The sequence below is a fragment of the Mesotoga sp. HF07.pep.5.2.highcov genome (assembly GCF_003666285.1).
In the GTDB taxonomy this organism is placed as follows: Bacteria; Thermotogota; Thermotogae; order Petrotogales; family Kosmotogaceae; genus Mesotoga; species Mesotoga prima.
Genome location: NZ_JFHJ01000242.1, coordinates 1 through 1,285 on the forward strand (window position 1 = coordinate 1; position 1,285 = coordinate 1,285).

The window sequence follows — 1,285 nt, forward strand, 5'->3', positions numbered from 1 at the left end:
CTCTATTACAACAAGGATATCTTCAGAGCTGCAGGACTTGATCCAAGCGAACCTCCTTCTACTTTTGAAGAGGTCTACGAGATGGGAAAAAAGATTGTCGAATCGGGAGCTGCTCAGGGAGGAATATCTTTCGGCTGGCCAGCGTGGGTATTCGAGCAGATGCATTCCGTTCACGGGCAGTTCTACGCAAACAACGAAAACGGTAGAGCGGGCAAGGCAACTGAGGTATTTTTCAATGATGATTTTGGTGTCAAGGTTCTTGCAGAATGGATCAAATGGGCTCAGGCAAAGGTATTCCTTTATGGGGGCCGGGAGTATGACGCCAATCAGGCCTTCTTGAGCAAACAGGTTGCAATGTTGATTCAGTCGACTTCGTCTGTGAGTTCGATCGAGTCAAAGGCCGATTTTGAAATGGGAACAACCTTCCTGCCGGTTATGCCAGGCTATCCAAAGGGAAACTCTGTCATTGGAGGAGCGACCCTGTGGGTAATGAAGGGCCATACAGACGAAGAGTATGAGGCGATCTGGAAATTCTTCCAGTACCTCATGAGAACAGAAGTTACCGCAGAGTGGCACAAATCTACCGGCTATTTCCCGACAACTAACAGCGCAGTGAAGAAACTCATGGATCAAGGCTGGTTCTCGGAAAATCCAAATCACCTTACCGCCTTCCTTCAGATACTTTCTGGAACCAGAATTCCGGAAGCACAGGGAGTAAGGCTAGGAAATTTCGTTGCAATAAGAGACATTGTCGACGGTGCTATCGAAAACGCAATTCAGTACACAGGAACTGACTACGAGGGAGAGGCAAAAAGAATTCTCGATGACGCTGCCGAAAAAGCAAACACTGTTCTTGAAGAATACACATTGATTTACGGTAAGTGAAGATTAAGATCCCCTGACAGATTTGTCAGGGGATCCTTAGTATTTTCCGGATGGTGATTAAGCATGAACAGTCGTTTCCCCAACAAGCTATTGCCGTACTTGTTACTTCTACCTTCGGTAGTCGTGGTAATTGTTTTCTTGATTATCCCTACTATTCAGTCTCTTTACTTGAGTTTTTTCAGAGTTTCCCCATTTGGAGACAGGCTAATCTTTGTGGTTGGTACAATTTCACGAAATTGTTCAAGTCTTCCGACTATGTTGACAGTCTGATGATTACCCTTGTCTTCGCGGTCTTCGTAGTGATAATTGGTTTGACTGTGGGAATGCTCCTTTCAGTACTTCTAAACCAGAAACTAAGGGGACTACAGTTCTACAGAACCCTTTTTATTTGGACGTACGC

The 1,285-nt window shown here is 45.3% G+C and carries 1 protein-coding gene and 1 pseudogene; both read left to right on the forward strand.

Annotation, left to right across the window (positions count from 1 at the left end):
• On the forward strand, positions 1–885 hold an 885-nt coding region (locus BG32_RS05010), incomplete at its 5' end, for an extracellular solute-binding protein (protein ID WP_121526494.1).
• Between the two features lie 50 nt (positions 886–935).
• Positions 936–1,285: pseudogene (locus BG32_RS15775) on the forward strand (hypothetical protein); the annotation flags it as partial.